General features: G+C 68.8%; 16 protein-coding genes and 1 tRNA gene. 11 read left to right on the top strand and 6 right to left on the bottom strand.

Annotated features, from left to right (window positions below):
- Positions 1–12: 12 nt before the first annotated feature.
- From ACIA8G_RS40740 to ACIA8G_RS40765, 6 genes are all read left to right on the top strand, one after another.
- A complete protein-coding gene (locus tag ACIA8G_RS40740) occupies positions 13–987 on the top strand; it encodes a carbohydrate ABC transporter permease (RefSeq protein WP_396424147.1) in 975 nt (324 codons plus the stop codon).
- On the top strand, positions 984–1,877 hold the full coding sequence (locus ACIA8G_RS40745) for a carbohydrate ABC transporter permease (RefSeq protein ID WP_396424148.1): 894 nt from the start codon (positions 984–986) through the stop codon (positions 1,875–1,877). Before ACIA8G_RS40740 ends, ACIA8G_RS40745 begins: the two co-directional genes overlap by 4 nt.
- Positions 1,874–3,142, top strand: coding sequence for a 6-phospho-beta-glucosidase (locus tag ACIA8G_RS40750; protein WP_396424149.1), 1,269 nt, complete (start codon positions 1,874–1,876; stop codon positions 3,140–3,142). The genes ACIA8G_RS40745 and ACIA8G_RS40750 overlap by 4 nt, the downstream gene beginning before the upstream one ends.
- 5 nt (positions 3,143–3,147) lie before the next feature.
- Complete coding sequence (locus ACIA8G_RS40755) at positions 3,148–4,170, top strand: N-acetylglucosamine kinase (protein ID WP_396424150.1); 1,023 nt, start codon at positions 3,148–3,150, stop codon at positions 4,168–4,170.
- Between the two features lie 244 nt (positions 4,171–4,414).
- The gene (locus tag ACIA8G_RS40760) at positions 4,415–4,606 is read left to right on the top strand and encodes a hypothetical protein (protein ID WP_396424151.1); all 192 of its coding nucleotides are present in this window, start codon (positions 4,415–4,417) and stop codon (positions 4,604–4,606) included.
- Positions 4,607–4,985: 379 nt separating this feature from the next.
- The gene (locus ACIA8G_RS40765) at positions 4,986–5,771 is read left to right on the top strand and encodes an SGNH/GDSL hydrolase family protein (RefSeq protein WP_396424239.1); all 786 of its coding nucleotides are present in this window, start codon (positions 4,986–4,988) and stop codon (positions 5,769–5,771) included.
- 154 nt (positions 5,772–5,925) lie between these two features.
- On the opposite strand, the gene ACIA8G_RS40770 is transcribed toward ACIA8G_RS40765, so the two are convergent.
- Positions 5,926–8,691 (bottom strand): BTAD domain-containing putative transcriptional regulator, encoded by a 2,766-nt coding sequence (locus ACIA8G_RS40770; RefSeq protein WP_396424152.1) that lies wholly within the window; start codon positions 8,689–8,691, stop codon positions 5,926–5,928.
- A gap of 123 nt (positions 8,692–8,814) precedes the next feature.
- Between ACIA8G_RS40770 and ACIA8G_RS40775 the strand changes: the two genes are divergently transcribed.
- Complete coding sequence (locus ACIA8G_RS40775; RefSeq protein ID WP_396424153.1) at positions 8,815–9,828, top strand: ADP-ribosylglycohydrolase family protein; 1,014 nt, start codon at positions 8,815–8,817, stop codon at positions 9,826–9,828.
- A 228-nt stretch (positions 9,829–10,056) separates the two neighbouring features.
- Here the strand turns inward: ACIA8G_RS40775 and ACIA8G_RS40780 are convergent, their stop codons facing one another.
- Genes ACIA8G_RS40780 through ACIA8G_RS40790 form a run of 3 tightly spaced genes read right to left on the bottom strand, consistent with a single transcriptional unit; the run spans position 10,057 to position 12,671 of the window.
- Positions 10,057–10,791, bottom strand: a complete 735-nt coding sequence (locus ACIA8G_RS40780; RefSeq protein WP_396424154.1) for an FAD:protein FMN transferase — start codon at positions 10,789–10,791, stop codon at positions 10,057–10,059.
- A gap of 12 nt (positions 10,792–10,803) precedes the next feature.
- Complete coding sequence (locus ACIA8G_RS40785) at positions 10,804–11,298, bottom strand: FMN-binding protein (RefSeq protein ID WP_396424155.1); 495 nt, start codon at positions 11,296–11,298, stop codon at positions 10,804–10,806.
- A 14-nt stretch (positions 11,299–11,312) separates the two neighbouring features.
- Complete coding sequence (locus tag ACIA8G_RS40790) at positions 11,313–12,671, bottom strand: ferric reductase-like transmembrane domain-containing protein (protein ID WP_396424156.1); 1,359 nt, start codon at positions 12,669–12,671, stop codon at positions 11,313–11,315.
- Positions 12,672–12,814: 143 nt separating this feature from the next.
- Between ACIA8G_RS40790 and ACIA8G_RS40795 the strand changes: the two genes are divergently transcribed.
- The gene (locus tag ACIA8G_RS40795) at positions 12,815–13,513 is read left to right on the top strand and encodes a response regulator transcription factor (protein ID WP_396424157.1); all 699 of its coding nucleotides are present in this window, start codon (positions 12,815–12,817) and stop codon (positions 13,511–13,513) included.
- Between the two features lie 8 nt (positions 13,514–13,521).
- Positions 13,522–14,934, top strand: a complete 1,413-nt coding sequence (locus ACIA8G_RS40800) for a sensor histidine kinase (RefSeq protein ID WP_396424158.1) — start codon at positions 13,522–13,524, stop codon at positions 14,932–14,934.
- A 75-nt stretch (positions 14,935–15,009) separates the two neighbouring features.
- On the opposite strand, the gene mgrA is transcribed toward ACIA8G_RS40800, so the two are convergent.
- Complete coding sequence (gene mgrA, locus ACIA8G_RS40805) at positions 15,010–16,038, bottom strand: L-glyceraldehyde 3-phosphate reductase (RefSeq protein ID WP_396424160.1); 1,029 nt, start codon at positions 16,036–16,038, stop codon at positions 15,010–15,012.
- A gap of 10 nt (positions 16,039–16,048) precedes the next feature.
- Between mgrA and ACIA8G_RS40810 the strand changes: the two genes are divergently transcribed.
- Complete coding sequence (locus tag ACIA8G_RS40810; protein ID WP_396424161.1) at positions 16,049–17,284, top strand: hypothetical protein; 1,236 nt, start codon at positions 16,049–16,051, stop codon at positions 17,282–17,284.
- A gap of 62 nt (positions 17,285–17,346) precedes the next feature.
- On the opposite strand, the gene ACIA8G_RS40815 is transcribed toward ACIA8G_RS40810, so the two are convergent.
- Positions 17,347–17,419: transfer RNA gene (locus ACIA8G_RS40815), tRNA-Thr, on the bottom strand.
- A gap of 314 nt (positions 17,420–17,733) precedes the next feature.
- Here ACIA8G_RS40815 and ACIA8G_RS40820 point away from each other — a divergent pair.
- Positions 17,734–19,026, top strand: coding sequence for a threonine/serine exporter ThrE family protein (locus ACIA8G_RS40820; protein WP_396424162.1), 1,293 nt, complete (start codon positions 17,734–17,736; stop codon positions 19,024–19,026).
- The last annotated feature ends 40 nt before the right edge of the window (positions 19,027–19,066 follow it).

The following is a 19,066-nucleotide window of genomic DNA, read 5'->3' on the forward strand; positions in this document are numbered from 1 at the left end:
GGGATTCCCAAGATGACCGCCACGCTCGGAGCTCGGCCCGCCCCCGGCAGGGGGCGGGCACGTGCCCGCCACCGTCTCGCCGTGCTCGGGTTCATGGCCCCGGCCATCATCGGCTTCGTCCTGTTCTTCGGCTATCCACTGATCGCCACGATCGTCTTCAGCTTCACGAAGTACGACCTGATCAACCCGCCGGAGTTCAACGGCCTCGACAACTACACGTTCATGTTCAAGGATCCCTTGCTGATCAAGGCGATCTCGAACACGCTGTGGTTCGTCGTGGTGCTCACGATCGCGCGGACGGTGTTCGCGCTGGGCGTGGCGTCGGTCATCGCACGTCTCAAGTCCGGCGTCGGACTGATCCGCACGCTCTGCTACCTGCCGTCGCTGGCACCGCCGGTGGCCGCGACGCTGGTGTTCTTCATGGTGATGCGGCCCAACGGCGGCCCGCTCGACACCGTGCTCGGCTGGTTCGGGGCCGACTCCCCGCTGTGGTTCTCCGACCCGGCGTGGGCCAAGCCCGGCATCACCGCGATCATGCTGTGGATCTCCGGCGACCTGATGATCATCATCCTGGCCGCGATCCTGGACGTGCCGCAGGAGCAGTACGAGGCGGCCGAGCTCGACGGCGCCGGCCCGATCCGGCGGTGGTGGCACGTCACCCTGCCGACGATCTCGCCGGTGCTGCTCTTCGGCATCGTGAACTCGGTGATCCTCGCCCTGCAGCTCTTCACCCAGGCGGTGGTCGCCGGTTCGGCCGGATCCGGTGCCGCGGACGCGACGGGATCGACCAAATATCTCGGTTTCCCGGACAACTCCACGCTGACGTTCCCGGTTTACCTGTACACGCAAGGCTTCCGCTACTTCGACATGGGCTACGCGGCCGCCATGGCCACGGTCCTGTTCGTCATCTCGTTCGCCGTGACCATCGTGCTGGTGCAACGGATGCGCAAGAACTCCACCGCTGAGGAAGGGGGCCCGGGAGCATGACCGCCACGCTGACCAAACCACCGGTCGACGTATCAGCGGAACCCGAGCAGCCGCGCAGGAAGCGCGACGTCGGCGGTTTCCTGAACTGGGTCGCGACCCACGCGATCGGCCTCGCGCTCGGCCTGATGTTCGCCACGCCTGTGGTGTTCGTCTTCCTCACCGCGGTGATGTCGGACAACCAGGCCTTCACCTCGAACCTGTGGCCGACCGAGTGGCACTGGGAGAACTTCGTCGAGGTCTTCGAGAAGGCCCCGCTGTTCCAGTACCTGATCAACAGCCTCACGTACTCGCTGCTCGCGACTCTGGGCATGCTGCTCTCGTCGATCCCCGCGGCCTACGCGCTCGCGAAGCTCAAGTGGCGCGGCCGGAACGTGGCCTTCATCCTCGTCATCGGCGCGATGATGCTGCCGCCGCAGGTCGTGGCCGTGCCGCTGTACGACACGTGGTCCTCGCTGGGCCTGACGGGCACGCTGGTCCCGTTGATCGCTCCCTACTTCATGTTCGACGCGTTCAGCATCTTCCTGCTGCGCCAGTTCATGCTCACCATCCCGCAGTCCTATGTGGACGCGGCGAGGGTGGACGGCTGTTCGGAGTTCCAGGCACTGGTGCGGATCATCGTGCCGATGGCCAAGCCTGGCATCGCGGCCACCGCGCTGTTCTGCTTCCTCTTCACCTGGAACGACTACTTCGGCCCGTTGCTCTACACCGGCGAAGTGAAGGACCAGTGGACGTTGTCGCTGGCGCTGGCGACGTTCAAGGGCATGCACATCGTCCAGTGGAACTCGTCGATGGCGGTGACGTTCCTGACGATGATCCCGGCCGTCATCCTCTTCGTCTTCGCCCAGAAGTCGTTCGTCAAGGGAATCACGTTCACAGGAGTCAAAGGATGAAACTCACCGTCGTCGGTGGCGGATCCACCTACACACCGGAACTGATCGACGGCATCGCAGGCCGTCGCACCAGCCTGGCGGTGGACGAGATCGTCCTGGTGGACCCGGACGAGCAGCGCCTGTCGATCATCGGCCCGTTCAGCCAGCGTCTGCTGGCGCACGCGGGCCACCCGGCGAAGGTGCGCACCACCACGTCGTTGGAAGAAGGCGTCGAAGGCGCCTCCGCGGTGCTGCTGCAGCTGCGCGTCGGCGGCCAGGCGGCCAGGGCGTCGGACGAGACGTTCCCGCTGGGCTGCGGCTGCGTCGGCCAGGAGACCACCGGCGCCGGCGGCCTCGCGAAGGCTCTGCGCACGGTGCCGGTAGTGCTCGACATCGCCGACAAGGTCCGTGCGCTGGCGGGCGAGGACACCTGGATCGTGAACTTCACGAACCCGGTGGGCATCGTGACGCGTGCTCTGCTGCAGGCAGGTCACAAGGCGATCGGCCTGTGCAACGTGGCGATCGGGTTCCAGCGCTGGACGGCCGGACTGCTCGGCGTCGACCCGTTCGACGTGGAGCTGGAGCACGTCGGCCTGAACCACCTGACGTGGGAACGCGGCGTCCACGTCAACGGTGTCGACCGCCTGCCGGAGCTGCTGACCGAGCACATCGGCCCTCTCAGCGAGCACATGGGCTTCGATGGCGCGCTGATGCAGCGGCTGAACATGGTGCCGTCGTACTACCTCAACTACTTCTACAACCACGACGAGGTCGTGAAGAAGCAGCTGACCGAGCCGCCGCGCGCGGAAATCGTTGCCGCGGTCGAGAAGGAACTGCTCGGCATCTACAACGACCCCTCCGTGGTCACGAAGCCGGAACAACTGTCCCAGCGCGGCGGCGCGTACTACTCCGAGGCGGCCGTGCAGCTCGTGCACGCGCTGACCGGTGGCGCGGGTGCCGAGAAGCACGTCGTGAACGTGTTGAACCGGGGCACGCTGCCGTTCCTGCCGGACGACGCCGTGATCGAAGTTTCCTCCACTGTGGACTCCAACGGCGGCGTCCCGCTGCCGGTGCGCCCGGTGGAACCGACCATCTCCGGCCTGATCTCGCACGTCACCGCGTACGAGTACCTGGCGCTGGAAGCCGCGATCCACGGCGGTCGTGACCGCGTGGCGGACGCACTGCTCGCCCACCCGCTGATCGGCCAGCACGCCATCGCGGACCAGCTGGCCGACGAACTGATCGCGCAGAACCGCGATCTGCTTCCGTGGGCGAAGGGAGCCTGACAACGATGACGGACCGGGTGCTCGCTATCGACGGCGGGAACAGCAAAACCGCGGTCATGCTGGTCGACGCGGACGGCAAGGTGCTCGCGCAGGTGCGCGGGCCCGGCGCCCCGCCGCAGACCGTGGGCATGAAGCGCGGGCTCGACGTGTTCGAGGCACTGGCACGCGAGGCCGCAGCTCAAGCGGGTCTGTCCCCCGGCGAACCGATCGCCTCGCACACAGCCGCCTACCTCGCGGGAGCAGATCTGCCCCGCGAGGAGGAGGACCTGACGCGAGCGATCACCGAGCGAGGCTGGTCCCCGTCGGTGGTCGTGGGCAACGACACCTTCGCGCTACTGCGTTCCGGCACACCCTCCGGCATCGGCGTCGCGGTCGTGTGCGGCGCCGGCATCAACGCCGTGGGCGTGGCCGCCGACGGCCGCACGCACCGCTTCCCCGCGCTGGGCCCCATCTCCGGCGACTGGGGCGGCGGCAGCCACCTCGGCGAGCAGGCCCTCTGGCTGGCCGTCCGCGCCGACGACGGCCGGGGCAAGCCGACTGAACTGCTCCCCGCGCTGCTGGAGCACTACGGCGAGCCCTCGATGTCGAAGGTCGTCGAGAAGCTCCACTTCCAGGAAGTGCTGTTCGACCCGCACGTCCTCTGCCCGATCCTCTTCGACGTGGCCGCCCGCGGCGACGCCGTGGCCCAGGAGGTCGTCGACCGCCTGGTCGAGGAGATCGTCCTGCTCTCCACCGTGTCCCTGCGCAAGCTCGACCTGGTCGACGAGGTCGTGGACGTGGTGCTCGGTGGCGGCGTGATGACCGGCACTGGCGAGACCGTCCTCGGCCCGGTTCGCCGGCGGGTGCTGGAGGTGGCACCGCTGGCCCAGGTCCGGGTCGTGGATCTTCCCCCGGTGGTCGGTGCCGCACTGCTCGGCCTCGACACCATCGGTGCCTCGCCCGGCGCGGAGCTGAGGCTGCGCTCGGCCTACGAAGACCACGTCCCAGCCGACGACTCCACGTTGTCGAACGTGGCGGTCAGCGGATAGCTCGGCAGACAACTCCACAGACCCCGTCTCAGGGGGTAGACCGGCGGCGGCGCCCCCTGAGACGGTCCCAGCCCCACTGCTCGGGGCAGATCGGCGGCGGCGTCCCGGGCAGTGGTCCCACCCCTTTCCGGGGGAGCTGGTCGGCGGCGGCACTCCCCCGGAAAGGTCCCAACGGCCCCCGCAGCGACTTCACGCGCCGAAGTCGCTGCGGGGGTTTTCCGTTGGGGCGGAAGACGAAGACTCGATGGACGGGGACGGGAGCGCCGGCAGCGACACCGACGGCACGACCGTCGTCCCGACGACGCTGACCCGCGGCTCGGCCGCCTCGGGCGTCACCACCGGATTGGAATGCGGCGGCGGAGTACCCGGCCGGGACGTGGTCCGCGGCCCCACCTTCACGGCGGAAGGCGCCGGCGTGAACTCCATGGGCGGCTGATCCCCGCCGATCTGGGCCACCTCGGGCTCACCGGGCCCGACCCCGGCGGGCGGAGCCGCCGGAACCACGCCGGTGCTCCACGCCACTCCAGCGAGAACCCCCACTGTGACAAGCGCAACACCGAGCGAAATGGATGGAAGCGGCAAAGAGCGGCGCACCCGGCAGAAACTAGCGACCCGAATGCGACGAATCCCCCGGATCGCCTGGGAGACCCCTCAAGCTTCGCTCGATCGTGTGGCAAAAACGTCGTCACCGACAGCGACAGAACCTACGATGCCGTAACCGACGGTGGCGTAACCAGCGGTTGGTTGTGCATGCTAACCAGTCGCCGCGAACGGGAGCCGCGGTACTAGGGAGCGCATGAAGGGGGATGTTTGTGCTGCTGCGATGGAACAGTCTGGTGTCCCTGGGGGACAGCTTCACCGAGGGCATGGACGACCCAGGCCCGGGAGACACGTTCGTCGGCTGGGCGGACCGGCTGGCGGGCATGATCGCCCAGCAGGCACCTGACTTCAGGTACGCCAACTTCGCGATCAGGGGCAAGATGCTGCAGGAGATCGTGGACGAGCAGGTGCCGCTCGCGATCTCGCTCAAACCGGATCTGGTGACGTTCTGCGGGGGCGGCAACGACATCATGGTGCCGAACAGCGATCCGGACGCGCTGGCCGAGGTCTACGAGGTGGCCGTGGCCGACCTCAGGACGGCCGGCTGCGACGTCGTGATCTTCACCGGGTTCGACACGCGGAGCACGCCGCTGCTGCGCAGCCTCCGGGGCAAGATCGCGATCTACAACACGCACCTGTGGTCGATCGCCGAGCGCTACCACTGCCGGATGGTCGACCTGTGGTCCATGCAGGCGCTGCACGACCGTCGCGCGTGGAGCGAGGACAGGCTGCACCTCTCGCCGGAAGGGCACCAGCGGGTCGCCCTCAAGACCGCCGAGGTGCTCGGGCTGACGGACGACCACTCGTGGAACGCACCGTGGCCCGCGCTCGAACAGGCGGACTGGGTGACCCAGCGCAAGGCCGACCTGAAGTGGGCCCGCGAGCACGTCGTGCCGTGGATCGGCCGGACGCTGCGGGGCGAGTCGATGGGCGACGGAATGGCGCCGAAGCGGCCGGAGCTGCTGCCGATCGCCCGGTGCACCGAAGAGAACTTCCAGTGAAGAAGAGCCCGACCGGCACTCTCCCCCGAATGCCGGTCGGGCCTTCAGAACGCAGGCGCCTTACCCCCTCGGTAATCCCCCACTCGGCGGCCTGCGGAGCCGTACGGCTCACATCCAACATCCCATGCTTTGGGACCAGACGACTAAACAGCCGCTAAACCTCGGACGACAACGAGTCCAGCGCGGCACGGACCTCGACCGCGCGGGCCGAGTTGACCTGCGAGTACAGGCGCAGCGCCTCGGTCAATTCTGCTGTCGCAGCAACCCATTCCGCCCGCCGGAGCAGCACCCCGCCGAGCACGTGGCGGCCGAACCCCTCGAGGTTGGTCACCTCGGCGGCGGCTGCCAGATCCACGACCTGGCGCGCGAGCGACTCCGCCTCGTCCAGGCCACCGGCTTCGAGGTGCAGCTCGGCGAGGTTGGCGAGACCGCGCATCAACGCGATCTGGTCGCCGGACCGCCGGTACACGTCCACCGCGTGAGCCTGGTGCTGCAGAGCCACCTCCACGCGGCCGCGGGCCTGCTCGACCTGCGCCACGTTGTTCAGCCCGTGTCCCTCGCCGACGACGTCACCGGACTGCTGCGCGAGCTGCACCGACTCCCAGAAGTACAGCAACGCCTCGTCGTGGTGCTTCAGCCGGAACAACACGTCTGCGAGTTGGGCGAGCGTCAGCACCAGGTACTGCCGCTCGCCCAGCTCAGCCGCGAGCCGGTGCGCGCGACGCGCGTCCGGCAGCAGGACAGGCCGTCCCAGCCGGGCGTTCGTCGTGTAGGTCGTGTCCAGCATGAGGATCTGGCCGAGACGGCTCCCCGTCACCTCGGCCGCGGCCAGGCCGAACCCGACCAGCGCGACCCACTCCCCGGTGAGCGCGCGCACGGTCGCGTAGGGGTGCAACAGCCTCACGAGCTGCCACACCTGGTCGTGCAGGCCCGACTCGGCGGACGCGTGCACGACCGCGACGATGTTGGGCCACTCCTGGTCGAACCAGGCGATCGGGTCGCCGAACGCGGGCAGCGCGGTAGAACCGTTGTCCCCCAAGGCGAAGTCCAGGCCGTCGCGCGCCGGTCGGATGGCGCGGCGGACGTGGTCGCACGCGACGAGGTAGTAGTTCACCAGGCGCCGCAACGAGTCCAAGTCCGCGCGGCCGACGCCGCGCACGTAGAGACGCACCAGCTCGTGCATCGTGAACCCGTCCGGCCACGGTTCGACCAGCAGGTTCACCTCGACGAGCTGGGCCAGCCGATCGCGGGCCAGCCCCACGCGGGTGCGGGTCAGCGCGGCCACGGCGTGCGACGACATCCAGCGGCCTGGCGCCATGCCCACCGACTGGAAGACCTCGCCGAGCTCGGACGGCAGGTCGCGGGTCGACAGGTCCAGCGCCCGCGACACCCCCACACCCGCCTCCGGCAGGTCGAGCCCGCGCAACCGCTGCCCGTCGTCGGCCAGCTCCCCCACCAGCTCCTCGACCGTCCACTCCGGACTGATCACGAGCTTCGCCGCGGCCACCCTCAGCGCGAGCGGCAACCCGCCGCACAGTTCGGCGAGCTTGCGGGCCGCCACCGGGTCCTCGACGGACAGCGGCTTGCCCAGCACGTCGTCCACGAGCTCGCGTGCCCCGTCGTCGTCGAGCGGGCCGAGCTTGCGCACGCGGGCGCTGTTCGTGACGACCAGCCGCTCGAGCTTGCTGCGCGACGTCACCAGCACCACCGAGCCCGAACCCGGCGGCAGCAGCGGCTGCACCTGCTCGAAGCCCGTCGCGTCGTCCAGCACCACCAGCACGCGGCGGCGGTTCAGCAACGACCGGTACAGCCCGATGCGATCTTCCACGGCGACCGGGACACCGTCCGCCGGCACGCCCAGCGCCACCAGGAACCTGGTCAGCACCTCGCCCGGTTCGGTGTCGCCGAGCGACGCGAACAGCACGCCGTGCGGGAACATCTCGGAGTTCTCGTGCCCCCACGTGATCGCGAGGGCGCTCTTGCCGACGCCGGGCGCGCCGGTCAGCACGGCCACGGTCGTCGCGAGCAGGTTCCTGGTCGCCACCACGTTGTCCAGCCACGCCATGTCGTCGTTGCGGCCGAACAACCGCGACGCGGACGCGGGTAGCAACGCCGGGGCCACGATGCCCGCCCGCGGTGCCACGGGCCTGCTCTCGACGGGGCCGATCATGCTCAGCGACGGGTCGTCGCGCAGCACCTGCTCCTGCAGCAACCGCAGCTCCGGGCCGGGGTCGATGCCGAGCTCGTCCACGGCGCGGCGCTGGAACCGTTGGTAGGCCTCAAGAGCGTCGGCCCGCTGGCCGGACCGGTACAGAGCGCGCATGCTGTGCGCGACCAGGCGTTCCCGGTACGGGAACTCGGTGCACAGCCCGCGCACCTCGCCCACGAGCTCCAGGTGACGGCCCAGCTCCAGCTCGGCGTCGATGCGTTCCTCGAGCGCGGACAGCCGCAGCTCCTCGAGGTCAGAGGTCATCGGGTCGCCCGGTACGTCGGCGAGCACGGGCCCGCGCCACAACCCCAATGCCTCGCGCAGCAAGCCCGCCCTGATGGCAGCGGGCTTGCCGCGAGAAGACGCCACGAGCTGCCGGGCGCGGTGCAGGTCGAGACGCCATGGATCCACGGTCAGCTGGTAGCCGGTCGGCGTGGTGCGGATCGTCGCGGAGGCCGACGGGTCGGCCTCCTCCAGCACCTTGCGCAACCGCGAGACGTAGCCGTGCACGATCGTCCGCGCGGTGGCCGGAGGCGCGTCCGTCCACAGCGCGTCGACGATCTGGTCGATCGAGACGGGTCGGTTCGCCTCGACGATCAGCATGGCCAGCAGTCCGCGCATGCCACGACGGCCCAGCTGGATCAGCCGTCCGTCCGCGAGCACCTGGAGTGGTCCGAGCACGCCGAACTCGAGTCCGGTTTTGCTCCGCATGCCCCTCCCTCACGCCCGCTGACCTTGTCACTTCAACAGGTGCGGGAGGCGGCGTCTCAGATACAAGTACGGTTCAAGTTCGCGGGACGCTACTGTTCATCTGTGCCGCGAGATCGGAATTCCGTGGTTGACCGCGGCGCCGGGTGTCTTCTCGGCGGCGCTCTCGGTGATGCGCTCGGCGCACCGGTGCAGTACCTCGGCTGGGCCGACATCCAGCGCGAACACGGCACCGAAGGCGTTCTGGCACCACCGAAGCCCGCGCTCTTCACCGATGACACCCAGCTGACCCTCTTCACCGCCGACGGCTACCTGCGCGCATGGGTGCGCGGCAAGCGCACCGGCCAGTGGGAGCCGTCGGAGATGGTGTGGCACAGCTACCGGCGCTGGTTGATCACCCAGCAGCAGGCCGGCCCGGAACCGGGTGCGGTGGGGCTGCTCGCGGACGACCGGCTGTACGAGAGCCGTTCGCCGGGTTTGACGTGCCTGCGCGCGCTGGCCGCGGAGACACCGTCCACTCCGGAGAACCCGCACAACGAGTCGTCCGGCTGCAACGGCGTCACGCGCACCGCACCGGCGGGCTTCGCACCGTCCGCGCAGATCGCGTACGACCTCGGCTGCCGGTTCGCCGCGCTGACGCACGGTGGCACGGGCGGCTGGGTGTCCGGCGGCGCGCTGGCGTTGCTGATCCACTTGCTCGCCGTGAAGGGCCGGCCGCTGCGTGAGGCGATCGACCAGGTCATCGGCAGGGTGCTGCGCGACGACACGTACACGGCGACGGTGCTGACCAGGGCCGTGGTGCTGGCGGAGGAACACGACGGCGAGTCGTCCGTGCGCGTCGACCGGCTCGGCAGCGGGTGGACCGGTCCGGAGGCGCTGGCGATCGCGGTCTACACCGTGCTGACGCATCCGAAGCCGGTGCAGTTCGTGGACGCGATGCGGGCCGCCGCCAACCACTCCGGCGGTAGCGACGCGACGGCGGCCTTGACCGGCAACGTGCTCGGCGCGCTGCACGGCACCGAGGCGTTGCCCCGCGACTGGCTGAGCGGGCTGGAACTGGTGGACGTGCTGGACGACGTGGGCCGCGATCTCGGCCGGTCCGCCGTCAACCTCGACTTCGACGAATCCCGCTACGCCTGACGACGTTCGCCATGAGGGTGACCTTCATGGACCTCAGGTCCATGAAGGTCACCCTCATGGCACAGAGAAGGCCTGCTGGGCGCGCTCCCGAATTCGCAGCACCAGCAGGCCTTCTCGCACGTGCAGTTGATCGACAGCAGGCCGGGTCTTGCCCCGAGCGCGAGCCCCGCTCAGCTCTTGATCAACGAGATACGTGCCCCGGAGTCAAAGCTCCGTTGGGCGGGCATGTTAACAGATGTGTACCGGAAGTCCAGGGCTGCGGAAGACCTGACGATCTTCGTCGACGATGAAGACCTCGCAGTCCTCCTGCTCCGCCGCCCAGTCGATCCCGTCACGGCCCAGCGCGAACGCTGCTGTGGCAGTGGTATCTGCGATCGCGAGATCATCCGCGAAGACCGTGACGGACAGCAGTCCGGTGACGCGCTCGCCGGTGCGGCCGTCGAGGATGTGCTGGCCGCGTTCGTACAACGCTGACGTGGCAACGGCTCCGTCCCGCACGCCGAGCACGACGCAGAGCTGGTCGGCGATGTCGGGATGCCGAACGCCCACGCGCCAAGGCTTTCCCGGCTCGGGCTCGCCGGCCGTGACGACGTCGCCACCGGCGTTGATGCAGAAAGTCGATGCCCCGCCGTCGCGCAGGATGTCGGCCGCGCGTTGCACGGCCCAGCCCTTCACCACCGCGCACGGGTCGAGCCCGCGTCCCGGCACCCGTGCCGTGAACGCGCCGCCCGTCGACTCCTCGTACCAGTCGCACAACGAGAGCACCTCGACCAGATCCGGGGTGAGCTCTTCCCTGGTGAGCTCGCCCCGGTCCAGCCTGGACACCTCGCTGTCCTGTTTGAACGGCGAGAACCGCGCGTCCGCCTCTCGCAACCAGGCGAACGCCCGCTCCGCCAGTGCGGCGTCTCCGTCACGCAGGTCCACCGAAATCGGCAGGCTCATGATGTGCTCGACGCGCCGCACGCTTTCCACGGTCTACTTCGCTCCGTCGATCGCCGCCTGCAGCGACTGCTTGTAGCCGTCAGAGGTCGCCGTCGCGCCGGACACCGTGTCGATGTCCGCGCTCTGCGCCTTCAACGCCTCCTGACGCAGGATCGGCAGCGCCATCCTGGTCGGGTTGCTGTTCGGGGCGCGCAGGGCCTTCACATCGGTGATCTTGGTGCCCTGGAACGTGACCTGCACCTGCACGGTGCCTTCCGACGTGTTCACCGCCGGCCCGGACACGGTGCGGGTCTGAGCCTGCTGCTGGGTGGTGGGCGCCGGTGCGGAGGACTTCGGAGCGGTCGGCGACTGCGACTGGGGCTGGGTCTGCGGCTGCGTCTGCGTCTGGGGCGCGGCCTGGGTCTGCTGCGGCGTTTCCGGCGCGGCGATCTCGCTGATCTCACCCTCGTGGGCGGCACCCGGCGAGTACAGCCAGACCGGGACCAGGCCGGCGACGCTGAGCGCCAGAACGGGAATTGCCCTCTTCACGTCGTCGAATCCCCTCAGTTGGCCAGCGCGAAGCGCTCGGCGTGGACCTGGTTGCTGGGCACTCCCAGTTCGGAAAGGCTGCGCACCACCGCGTCGGTCATGCCGTTCGGGCCGCAGATGAAGACGTCGCGGTCCTCCACGTCCGGCACGAGCGCTGCGATGTTGTCGGGGCCGAGCAACGGGCCGTTCGCGGTGATGGACTTCGAGGAGCCGGTGACCAGGCGCAACACCGCGCCCTTTGCCCGCGCGAGGCCTTCGATCTCGCGCAGCAGCACGGCTTCCTTCGGGTCGCTGACCCGGTACAGCACCACGACGTGGCCCTTGATCTCCTCCAGCAGCGCGCGGATCGGCGTGACGCCGACACCGCCCGCGACGAGGAGCGCGTTCTGCTTGGTCTGGTGCATGGTCGTGAAGGCGCCGTACGGACCCTCGGCGAACACGCGGGTGCCGACCTTGATGTTGCGGATGTCGGCACTGCCTTCGCCCAGCGCCTTCGCGGTGAGCCGCAGGTACTTGCCGTTCGGCGCCGCGGACAGCGAGAACGGGTTGGCCTGCCACCAGCGGTCCTTGGTCAGGAAGCGCCACAGGAAGAACTGGCCGGCCTTGGCACCCAGCTCGTCGAGGTCCTTGCCCTCGATGTAGACCGAGACGACGTTGTGCGCCTCCGGCACGACCGCGGCGACCCGGAACTGGTGGCGCCAGTTGCGCCAGAACGGGAGCGCCAGCCGTCCGACCACGACGGAACCGATCGCGAACGCCCACAGGCCCCACCAGTAGGCGGTGGCGAGCTCGGACTTGCGGAACGTCGTGCCGACCGCGACCTGGTGCGTGAACGCGAGGAAGATCGCGATGTAGGTGTAGAGGTGGATGAAGTGCCAGGTCTCGTAGGCCATCCGGCGCCGCGCGAAGCGGGCGGAGACCACACCGACGATCATGATGATCGCCCACGCCACGAGCGCGCGGAGGATGCCCTCCAGCTCGGTGGCCTGGCGGACGATCTCGGCGATCGGCCCGGAGTCACCGGCGTTGCCGAAGGCGATGAAGGTCAGGTGACCGATGAGCATCCAGAAGATCGTGAAGCCGACCCAGCGGTGCCACGAGGTGAGCTTGTCCATGCCCAGCCGGCGGTCGAGCCACGGCAGCCGCGCCACCAGGAGCAGCTGGAACGCCATCGCGAGCGCGCCGTAGAGGCCCGTCAGCCTGCCGAAGTTGACCAGCTTGTTCGAGCCGACCCCGGCCGCGTTGAACAGGTAGGTCACGAAAGCCGCGTTGGCCAGCAGGAACACGTAGAGGCCGGCTTTGGCCAGCACCTTGTGCGGCGTCGCGCGCCCGGCCGGAGCCGGTCGCACGGGATGCTGCAGGGTGGTCGTCACAGCGGGCTCCTCGGTCGGGCGGTCGCGGTCGGGTCGATCGATGCCACTGATCCTTGGCTCCCGAGCTGTGCACCCGCTTTGCACGGGCTGTCGACTTCCTGTCGATCGAGCGAGGGGGCCATCAGGTGACGCACCATGAGCACGTGGACAAGGGGAACTCGGTTCGATTGCTCGTCGTCGACGACGAGCCGCACATCGCTGACCTGGTCGCGACGGTCGCCCGGTACGAGGGCTGGCAGGCCGCGACCGCACTCAACGGCGAGGACGCGCTGAGAGAGGCAGCCGAGTTCCAGCCGGACATCGTCGTGCTCGATCTCATGCTGCCTGACCTGGACGGATTCACCGTTCTTGATCGAATGAGGGCGGCCGGCGCGATGGTGCCCGTGGTGTTTCTGACCGCTCGTGACGGCACCGCCGACCGTGTGGCAGGACTCACTCGGGGCGGCGACGACTACCTCGTGAAGCCGTTCTCGGTCGAAGAACTGATGGCCAGGCTGCGAGCCGTGCTGCGCCGCTCGACGGGTCCGTCGTGGAAGCGCTCCGTGCTGAAGGTCCTCGATCTGGTGATGGACGAGGACACGCGCGAGGTCCGCCGCGGCGGCAAGCTCGTGACGCTCACGCCCACCGAGTACGAGCTGCTCCGCTACCTGATGCGGCGCTCACCGGCCGTGCTCACGAAGGCCCAGATCCTCGACCACGTGTGGGAGTACGACTTCGGCGGCCGCTCCAACGTGGTCGAGCTGGTCATCTCCCACCTCCGCCGCAAGCTCGACGACGGCCGCGAGCCGTTGATCCACACCGTGCGCGGTGTGGGGTACGTGCTCCGCCGAGCAGCTGAATGAAGCCCAGGATGAAACTGCGTGTGAAGCCCGTCCGGAAGTGGCGGCTCGGAACCCGCCTCGCGCTGGGCCTCGGCGCGCTGGCGCTGACCGTGTTCGTGATCGTCGGCTGGGCCATGGTCACGTCGATGCAGGACTTCCTGGACCGCCGCCTCGACGACCAGATGGCGATCAGCCAGCAGGGCGCGGCCAAGGAGGTCATCTACGACGGCAAGGTCAACAAGATCCCGCCGGACTGGTTCGCCGTCGTCTACAAGATGCAGGACGGCCAGCTGCGTCCCCAGCCGGGCGACCAGCAGCCGAAGGACCGCAAGGAGTTCGACGCCATCGCCAACAAGGCGTTGAACGGCGACCTGTTCGAGACCGAGTACCTGCGCGGCGACGGCAAGTTCCGGCTGCGGGCCTGCCAGATCATCGATAACGAGATCGTGCTGGTCAGCGCGGCCCCGATGAACGACAGGGACGGCACGATCTCCCAGCTGATCACGGTCGGGGTGGTCGCGTTCCTCGCCGCCCTCGTCGCGCTGGTCATGGGTGGTCAGGCGCTGATCCGCAAGGGCATGCAGCCGCTGTCGGACATGGCCGACACCGCGCACGACATCTCCTCGCACGACCTGACCGACTCGGCCGACCTCACCGTGCGCGTGGGCAGCAACGGCGGCGGCGTCGAAGTCGAGGAGCTGCGCGAGGCGTTCAACAAGATGCTCGCGCACATCGACACCTCACTGGCCGCCCGCACCGCCGCCGAGCAGCGGCTGCGCCGGTTCATCGCGGACGCCTCGCACGAACTGCGCACGCCGCTGACGTCGTTGCGCGGCTACGCGGACCTCTTCCGGTACGCGGCGGCGAACGAGGCGGGCGAACGCGAGAAGCACCTGGAGAAGCTGCGGTCGGAAGCGTCGCGGATGAGCGTGCTGCTCGACGACCTGTTGTTGCTGGCGCGCCTTGACTCCGCGGAGTCCGAACCGCCGTTGCGCCAGGAGGAGCTCGACCTGGCGGTGATCGCGGAGGCGGCGGCGGACGCGTTCCGCGCGGCCCGGCCGTCGCACACGCTGGACGTCGACGCGGACACGGTGACCATGAACGCCGACGCGACCCGGCTACGCCAGGTGCTCGACAACCTGCTGACCAACGCGGCCGTGCACACCCCGGCGGGCACCTCGGTGTCGTTGCAGGTGACGGCCGAGGACGACTGGGCGGTGGTGAAGGTGAGCGACAGCGGCCCCGGCATCGCCGAGGCGGACCAGGCGCGGATCTTCGACAGGTTCTACCGGGTCGACGACTCGCGGACCCGCCAGCGCGGCGGCAGCGGCCTCGGTCTCGCCGTGGTGCAGTCGCTGGTGCAGGCGCACGGCGGCACGATCGAACTGACCAGCCGCCCAGGCTCGACGGTCTTCACGATCCGCCTCCCCCGCCGCCCCTAGCTTTGCTGACCGCACGCGGGGCCCTTCCGTGCGCTCCAAGCGCACGAAAGCTCCCCGCGTGCACCCAAAGGCCGGCTACTCCGCGGTGGAGCTGGTCGCCCAGAGGTCGATGCCCGACTCGACGGCGTGCTTGTCGATCTCGGCGAGCTCGTCGTCGGTGAGCGGCGGCGCCTGCAGTGCCGCGAGGTTCTGCTCCAGCTGGCCGACCGACGACGCGCCGATCAACGCGGACGTGACGCGCGGGTCGCGAATCGTCCAGGTCAGCGCGAGCTGGGCCAGCGACTGCCCGCGGGACTGCGCGATCTCGTTGAGCGACCGGATGCGGCCCAGGTTCTGCTCGGTCAGCAGGTCGGTCGACAGCGACTTGCCCTGCGAGGCGCGCGAACCCTCGGGAATGCCGTTGAGGTAGCGGTCGGTCAGCATGCCCTGCGCGAGCGGCGAGAACGCGATGCAGCCGGCGCCGACCTCCTCCAGCACGTCCAGCAGTTCCGGCTCGATCCAGCGGTTCAGCATCGAGTAGCTCGGCTGGTGGATCAGGAGCGGAACCCCGGCGGACCGGAGCAGTTGGGCCGCCTCCCTGGTCTTGGCCGGCGAGTACGACGAGATGCCGGCGTAGAGCGCCTTGCCCTGCTGAACGGCGCTGACGAGCGCGCCCATCGTCTCCTCGAGAGGAGTCTCCGGGTCGAACCGGTGCGAGTAGAAGATGTCGACGTAGTCGAGCCCCATCCGGGTCAGCGACTGGTCGAGCGAGCTGAGCAGGTACTTGCGGCTGCCCCACTCCCCGTACGGCCCGGCCCACATGTCGTAGCCGGCCTTCGTGGAGATGACGAGCTCGTCGCGGTACGGCCTGAGATCATCTTTGAGGATCTGCCCGAACGTGATCTCCGCCGAGCCGTACGGCGGGCCGTAGTTGTTGGCGAGGTCGAAGTGCGTGACGCCGAGATCGAACGCCCGCCGCGCGATACCGCGGCCGAGCTCGTACGGGCGGTCGCCGCCGAAGTTGTGCCACAGACCGAGCGAGATGGCGGGCAGCTTGAGGCCGCTGCGTCCCGTCCGCCGGTAAGTCATCTGGTCGTAGCGCGCGCTATCCGCGAGGTAGGACATGGTGCCCACAATGTCACGTCCTAGTGAGACAGAGCAGGGCGAAAAACACACCTTCATGCGCGCCGAAGAGGTCCGCGAAATGGTGCTCGGCGCGGCCGACACCCTGGCAGGCCTCACCATCTACGGCGCGTACGTCGAAGGCCGCCTCGACCTCGACTTCGTGACGATGACCGGGCCGCTGGGCCTGATCGGCTGCCACTTCGTCGACGACCTGACCCTGCGCCACGCCCAGATCCCGGCGGTGGACCTGAGCAGCACCGCGGTGTGGGACATCAGGGCCGAAGGCCTGCGCACCCGGCGCTTCGAGATGCACAGCGGACGCTGCGCGGACATGTTCGCCCTGGACCACGCACAAGTGGACGGGACCCTCACGCTGACCGGAACCAGCCTGGGTTCCTTCAGCGCGTACAGCCTGCGGGTCGGTGGCTCCTTCATGGCTCGGGAGCTGTACGTCCGTCCCGAGTACCGCGGCGGTTGCGGGTGCTGGCTCGAGAACACCGACATCGGCGGCGACCTGGTCCTGGACGACGCCATCGTCAACGGCCTCGACGGCCCCGCGATCTTCGCGAGCAGCGCGAAGATCGCTGCGGGGCTGGAGATCTCCGGGCTCGTGCGCAACCGCGGCGGCCAGTCCGCGGTGCTGGCAGGGACGACGGTCGCCACGACGTTGTCCGTGCTGGACGCCGAACTCGACGCACGCACGGAACTGCCCGCACTGGATCTCACCAACGCCCACGCCACCGCTGACGCGTGGCTCACGCTGCTGCGCGAACGCACGCCGTTCGACGCTCAGCAGTACCGGCAACTGGCCGCCCTGCACGAGAAAGCCGGCCAGGAACGCACCGCGCGAGAGATCCGCATCGCGCAGCAGGAAGATCTCGGCCGCCGCGGCGAACCCGGCAACCGGCGGTGGCACCGGTTCCTCGGCACGACCCTCGGCTACGGCTACCGGCCGTCGCGGGCGGTGGCCGGTCTGCTGGTGACGTTCCTGCTCTCGATCTGTCTCGTGTGGACGGCTGGCGCTCACAGCGGGCTCTCGGGATCCTGTTCACCGGTTAACAGGATCAGTCTTGCGGCGGATCTCTCGATCCCGCTCGTGAAGCTCGGGGGCACACCACGTTGCGAACTGGCGAACGGAGCAGCCGGGCAGTGGGCGACAGGCGTGGGCTGGGCCGTGCAGATCATGGGTTGGACGTTCGCCACGCTGAGTGTCGGAGGCATTACCGGACTCGTTCGCAAAAGCTGACGAAGTGTCACGTCGAAATGAGACGAGGGCCCGCCCACCTGGGCGAACCCTCTGTCCTAAAGAGCCGGCGAGGGGAATCGAACCCCTAACCTTTCGCTTACAAGGCGAGTGCTCTGCCAATTGAGCTACGCCGGCCTGGCTCGTGTTCGCGAACATCGTAAGCGCCCGTTGCGGGTGTTACCTGCGGCGAACGGTCTGCTCTCAGTGTGATCGGATTGCTCCGACCGGAGGCAGACCAACCAACTGAGTGGATCAACCCGCCGGACCCGGCGCCTTGACCAGGTCAGGAGGGTAACCAACAGATAGTGATCATGTCCTCCGTTTTGGGTCCCCCGTTCGGAGGTGGCAGAGGACACAGCAACGGTCGAACGACTCCCCACGATCACACGACGGAGGTGCGCGAGATTTCCACTAACAGCCTGCATGGCCCCGCTTTGCCCGATGACACCATGGTTCACCTGGTACTCGATCTCGCACTGAAGATCGGCGAGGTCCAGATGTCCAGCGGCGCCGGCGCGGCCGATGTGACAGCCACGATTCTCTCGGTCACCGAGAGCTATGGACTGCCCCACACCGAAGTCGACGTGATCTACACCTCTATCAGTGTGTCGTGTCATAGAGGAACTGACGCGCCACCGATCACTGCGGTACGGGTGGTCCGGCAGCGCAGTCTCGATTACACCCGGCTGGCCGCCGTAGAACATCTCGTGCGGAATCTCGGGCCGCTCGAGGACGCGCATTCCGAGCTCGAACACATCACCACCGCGAAGCACCCGTATCCGCGCTGGGTCGCCACCGCCGCGTGGGCCGGCATGGCCGCGGCGGTCGCGTTCCTCGTCGGTGGCGGACTGGCTCTCGCGATCAGCGCGGCCGTCGTCACCGCCGTGATCGACCGGGTCGGCCGGGTCTTGAACCGGCGTGCGTTGCCGTTCTTCTTCCAGCAGCTCGTCGGCGGTGCGCTCGCCACTGGTGCCGCGCTCGCCATCTACGCCACCGGGTGGCTGATCTCCGTGCGGCCGAGCCTGCTGGTCGCCGTCGGGATCGTCGTGCTGCTGTCCGGGCTCGCACTGGTCAGCACCGTGCAGGACGCGATCTCCGGTTACAACGTCACCGCGGCGGGCCGCACCGTCGAGACCGTGCTGCTCAGCGCCGGTCTCATCGCGGGCGTCGCGCTGGCGATCCGCACGGCCGTCCACTTCGGACTGGAGATCCGGCTCACGGACCCGTTGCCGCCGTTGATCTCCGCGGTGCCGATGCAGTTCGCCGCCGGTGCCGCGACCAGTGCGTTCTTCGCGCTCGCCTGCTACGCCCAGCCCCGCGCGCTCATCGCCGCCGCCATCTCCGGCGCGATCGGCACGGCCGCCTACGGGCTGGTCACCACGTTCGGGCTCGACGCGCTGCTCGGGTCTGCGGTGGCGGCCGCGATCACCGGGTTCGGCGGCGCGACCCTGACCCGGCGGCTGCGCATCCCGACGCTCGTCGTGGTGCAGGCGGGCGTCGTCCCGCTGCTGCCGGGCTGGACCACCTACCGGGGTCTGTTCCAGCTCACCGCGGAGGGCGATCCGGCCGGTTTGAGCACGCTGGTGTTCGCGAGTGGCATTGCTCTCGCCCTGGCCGGAGGGGTCGTTTTCGGCGAGTACCTGGCCCAGCCGGTGCGCACCGGACTGGGCAGGTTGGAGCGGAAGTTCGCAGGTCCGCGCATGTCCGGGCCGCTCAAACCCACCAAGCGTCGGTTGGAGTGAACGTGGCTGTGACGGGGGTTACACGACACGCCGACAGCAC

The organism is Lentzea sp. NPDC051213, assembly GCF_044455585.1.
GTDB lineage: Bacteria > Actinomycetota > Actinomycetes > Mycobacteriales > Pseudonocardiaceae > Lentzea.